Consider the following 4,335-nt stretch of genomic DNA (forward strand, 5'->3'; position numbering starts at 1 on the left):
CTCCCCACCGCCCCCCGAAATCGGAAGAATCCCCCGGCGCCGGACATTTCTCCGGTCACCTGAGGGGATCTTGTGAAACAAAGCGACAACACTTCTTCATAACGTCTTTTCGTCTCGTCCAGAACACCCTTCCCCCACGTGACGAGCTGTGGTTAGGTGTCGGCGCGCCCGAGGGGCGCGGCACATGCACGGCGGTCCCCGCGACGGGACCTGGGGAGGGCATCACCGATGCGATCGGTTCGCATGCGGATTCTGCTGGCGCTGCTGGTCCTGGCCATCGTGGGCGTGGGCGGCTGGAAACTGCTGCCGTCACAGGACGGCGAGAGCAAGACGATCACCGTCGGGACGACGGACGCCGTCACCTCGCTCGACCCGGCCGGCGCCTACGACGCCGGCTCCTGGGCCCTGTACAGCAACGTGTTCCAGTCCCTGCTGACCTTCGAGCCGGACGGCGCCACGCCGGTGCCGGACGCGGCCAGGAACTGCTCCTTCGTCGGCAGCGGCCTGAGCACCTACCGCTGCGAGCTGCGCACCGGACTGAAGTTCCCGAGCGGTCGCGCGATGACCGCCGAGGACGTGAAGTACTCCTTCGACCGGGTCAAGAAGATCAAGTCGGACGTCGGCCCGGCCTCGCTGTTCTCCACCCTGGGGTCGGTGGACGCCGACGGCATGACCGTCACGTTCCACCTGTCCACACCGGACGCCACCTTCCCCTTCAAGGTCGCCACCGGCGCCGGCTCCATCGTCGACCACACCCGCTACCCGCTCGACACCCTGCGCAGCGGCACCAAGGTCGACGGCACCGGCCCGTACCACCTGACCGGATACACCAAGGACAAGAGCGCCGAGCTGGCGCCCAACCACTCCTACCACGGGGCGGTCGGCCACACCGGAAGCCCCGTCGAGCTGCGCTACTACGCCGACGGCAACGCGCTCGACGCGGCCTGGAAGAACAAGCAGATCGACGTCGCCACCCGCACCCTCACCCCGAAGGTGCTCTCCGGGCTCAACCCCAGCGACCCCGACCAGCGCGTGTCGGAGTCCGACAGTGCCGAGATCCGCAACCTCTACCTCAACACCCGCGCCCCCTCCCCCCTGCACGACGTCCGCGTCCGCCGCGCCATGGCCTGGCTGATCAACCGCGAGAAGCTGGCCACCGACGTCTACGCCGGCACCGTGGACACGCTGTACTCCCTGGTCCCGGCCGGGATCACCGGGCACACCACCGCGTTCTTCGACGCCTATCCGGAGCAGAGCGCGGCCAAGGCGCGCAAGCTGCTGACCGAGGCCGGGGTGTCGATCCCGGTGCGCTTCACCTACGGCTACGGCGAGGGCCGCGGGTCGGGCGCCGAGGAAGCCGCCGAGATCAAGCGGCAACTGGAGGCGAGCGGCCTGTTCAAGGTCGACGTCAAGGGCTACGAGTGGACCGACTTCCAGAAGCGGTACGCGGCCGGCAAGCTCGACGCCTACGCGGTCGGCTGGGTCGCCGACTACCCGGACCCGGACACCTTCGGCGGCCCGCTCGTCGGCACCGGCAGCAGCATGAACACCGGCTACAGCAGCAAGGCCGTCGACGCCCTCGTCACGGACAGCCAGCGCTACGCCGACCGCAGCCGGGCGACCGGGGACTTCCGCTCCCTGCAGCAGCAGGTCGCCGCGGACGTCCCGCTGATCCCGCTGTGGCAGCAGAAGGAGTACGTCGTCACCACCGAGGACGTCGGCGGCGGCCAGTACGTCAACGACGGCACGGGCGTGTTCCGCCTGTGGAAGCTGGGCTGGATCTGATCAGCCGGCGCGGGCAGCCGGGCCCGCCGGTGTCCCCTTCGCCTCGCGTCACCCGAAAGCGGTCAAGCACCCTGGCGGCCCTTGACCGCCGGGTCCGGCAGCGCCTTCGTCATGCCCGGCAGGAAGTCCGTGAACAGCTCGTGCACCTCCCGCACGAGCGGCCGCAGCACCCGGAAGCGGGCCAGCGTCACGCCCCGCGCGGTCAGCCGCGCCCCGCGCTCGGCCAGCCGGTAGCTGCGCCGGCGTCCCTCGGTGCGGTCGAACACCCAGTACAGGACGAGCCCCATCTGGGCCAGCCACATCAGCTCGGGCAGCACCTCGCGCAGCTCCTCGGGCACCTTCGTGCGCGCCCCGTGCAGCACCTCCTTGTGGACGCTGATGGCCTCGGCGCGCGCGTGCTCGGACTCGGGGGAGAAGGGGCTGAGCGGGCTGTCGGGGTCGGCGGCGTTCTTGAAGAACTGCACCGCGAACTCGTGGTAGGGCGCGGCCACGTCCAGCCACGCCGTGAGCACCCCGGCCAGCCGCGCCTCCAGGTCGCTCTCCCGGTCCAGGACGTCCCTGACCGCCTGCTGGTGCTCGGCGGCGATCAGGTCGTAGAAGCCCTGGATCAGGTGCTCCTTGCCCGCGAAGTAGTAGTAGGCGTTGCCGACGGAGACCCCGGCCTCCGTGGCGATGGCCCGCATGGTCGTCCTGTCGTAGCCGCGCTCCTGGAACAGCCGCATGGCCGTCCGCAGGATCAGGGCGCGGGTCTGCTCGGACTTGCTCGTGTTCTTGGCGGGCACGGCACGAGCCTAGTCAGTGCGCCGTGCAGGCCGGCCGGACGGTGGGTCAGGGGCGGCGGCCCAGCTCCCGGCGCTTGGTGTAGTCCGTGAAGCCGAGGACGTTCCCCCACGGGTCGGCGATCTCGACCACCCAGCCGGTCACCACGGCGGACGGCTCGTCCAGCAGCCGGATCCCGGCCGCGGTCAGCTCCCGGGCGGCGGCCCGCGCGTCGGGGACCTCCAGCCAGACGCGCGGCGAGGGCCACGGCGGGGTGCGGTGCCCGAGCGTCTCCTCGTGCCGCAGCAGGATCCCCGGGGCCTCGGCGCCGACCCTCAGCACCGCGATCCCCGCCTCGTCCAGGCGGTTCAGCACGGTGAACCCGGCGCGCTCGTAGAACTCCACGGCCTCGCCGAGATCGCCCACGGGCAGCAGCACGTTGTCGAACCCGAGCAGTTCGTACGACTCGTCATCTGACATGCGGTCAGATTAGGTGGCGGGTGCGCGCGGCCGGGGACGCCCGGCGCGACGGCGAGGGCGGGGTCACTCGTTCGGGGCGGGCCACCGCCGGACACGGCCGCCCCGGCAGGAGAACGCCGGACCCGGTTGCCCCGATTTCCACTCCCGCTGCCGGTCCTGCAATATGACGGTCGGTCTGTCAGCGTCCAGGAGTGGAGACACCGTGTCCGAGCAGCCCCAACAGCCCTCTTCCGCGCCCGGATACGGCTACCCGAACCAGCAGCCCGGCGCCTACCCGCGCGCCCCCGGCCGCCGGGTCCGGGCGCCCGAGCCCGGCGCGGCGGGGGGGGCGTGGCGCCGGTCGGGCACCGCGTGCCCCCCCCCCGCCGCGGCCGTTCGGGGAAGCTCGGGGTGGGGCCGGTCCCGGTTCAGGAACCGGTCAGGGACCCGTACAGGCCGGGGCGGCGGTCCTCGAGGTACGGGTTGGCCGCGCGGGAGGCGGCGAGGAAGTGGGGGTCGGCGTCGGCGATCAGCAACTGCTCGCCGCGGCCCGCCCGGGCGCGGGCGATCCCGTCGGGACCGGCGAGCGTGGAGAGTCCGACGAACTCGAACTCGCCCTCCCGGCCGACCCGGTTGACGTACGCGACGTACATCTGGTTCTCGAAGGCGCGGACCGGGACGAGGGACTCGGCGACGAACTGGAACGGGTGCATCTGGGCCGTCGGGACGAGGAGGAGGTCGGTGCCGGCCAGCGCGTGGGCGCGCACGTTCTCCGGGAACTCCACGTCGTAGCAGATGATGACGCCGACGGTCAGGCCGTTCAGCTCCGCCTGGACGACCGGCTGCTCGCCCGGGGTGAAGTGGTCGCGCTCGAAGCAGCCGAAGAGGTGGGTCTTGCGGTAGTTCGCCAGGCGGGTGCCGTCGGCGGAGATCAGCTGGGCGGAGTTGAAGACGGCCCCGCCGTCGCGCTCCGGGTAGCCGTAGGCCACGGCGAGGCCGTGCCGGGCGGCCAGCTCCGCGATCGCGTCCGCGGCCTCGCCGTGCGCGGGCTCGGCCAGGCGGGCGATGTCGTCGCCGATGGCGTATCCGGTCAGGAACATCTCCGGCGCGACGAGCAGCGCGGCGCCCGCGGCGGCGGCACGACCGGCGGCCGCGTCGAGAACCTTCAGGTTCTGAGCGACGGAGCCGGGACGGCCGGAGCTTTGGAGCAGGGCGGTGCGCATGCGAAATCCTCGCCGGTCAGGGGGGTGGTCGGGCGCCTCTCGGGGCCGTTTAGACGGTACGGTCGGCCGGCTCGGACGGACAAGCGGGAGCTGTTGCGGGGTGGGGCGC

The 4,335-nt window shown here is 71.8% G+C and carries 4 protein-coding genes; 1 reads left to right on the forward strand and 3 read right to left on the reverse strand.

Annotation, left to right across the window (positions count from 1 at the left end; all coding sequences use genetic code 11):
* The first annotated feature begins 243 nt into the window (after window positions 1-243).
* The gene (locus tag GV126_RS01115) at window positions 244-1,785 is read left to right on the forward strand and encodes an ABC transporter substrate-binding protein (protein ID WP_236569823.1); all 1,542 of its coding nucleotides are present in this window, start codon (window positions 244-246) and stop codon (window positions 1,783-1,785) included.
* 62 nt (window positions 1,786-1,847) lie between these two features.
* Here the strand turns inward: GV126_RS01115 and GV126_RS01120 are convergent, their stop codons facing one another.
* The 3 genes from GV126_RS01120 to GV126_RS01130 all read right to left on the reverse strand — a co-directional run bounded on the left by GV126_RS01120 (window position 1,848) and on the right by GV126_RS01130 (window position 4,226).
* Entirely contained in the window at window positions 1,848-2,567 is a 720-nt protein-coding gene (locus GV126_RS01120; RefSeq protein ID WP_159662013.1) for a TetR/AcrR family transcriptional regulator, read from the reverse strand.
* Between the two features lie 46 nt (window positions 2,568-2,613).
* Window positions 2,614-3,024 carry a VOC family protein gene (locus tag GV126_RS01125; protein ID WP_159662014.1) on the reverse strand — a complete coding sequence of 137 codons (411 nt, stop codon included), beginning with the start codon at window positions 3,022-3,024 and terminating at the stop codon, window positions 2,614-2,616.
* A gap of 407 nt (window positions 3,025-3,431) precedes the next feature.
* Complete coding sequence (locus GV126_RS01130) at window positions 3,432-4,226, reverse strand: carbon-nitrogen hydrolase family protein (protein ID WP_159662015.1); 795 nt, start codon at window positions 4,224-4,226, stop codon at window positions 3,432-3,434.
* Window positions 4,227-4,335 lie beyond the last annotated feature (109 nt).

This window comes from Streptomyces mexicanus (assembly GCF_902506575.1).
Taxonomy (GTDB): domain Bacteria; phylum Actinomycetota; class Actinomycetes; order Streptomycetales; family Streptomycetaceae; genus Streptomyces; species Streptomyces mexicanus.

Excerpts from the sequence above, each read along its gene's own strand:
- GV126_RS01115 (WP_236569823.1), top strand. The coding sequence starts at position 244 with ATGCGGATTCTGCTGGCGCTGCTGGTCCTGGCCATCGTGGGCGTGGGC.
- GV126_RS01125 (WP_159662014.1), bottom strand. The coding sequence starts at position 3,024 with ATGTCAGATGACGAGTCGTACGAACTGCTCGGGTTCGACAACGTGCTG.
- GV126_RS01130 (WP_159662015.1), bottom strand. The coding sequence starts at position 4,226 with ATGCGCACCGCCCTGCTCCAAAGCTCCGGCCGTCCCGGCTCCGTCGCT.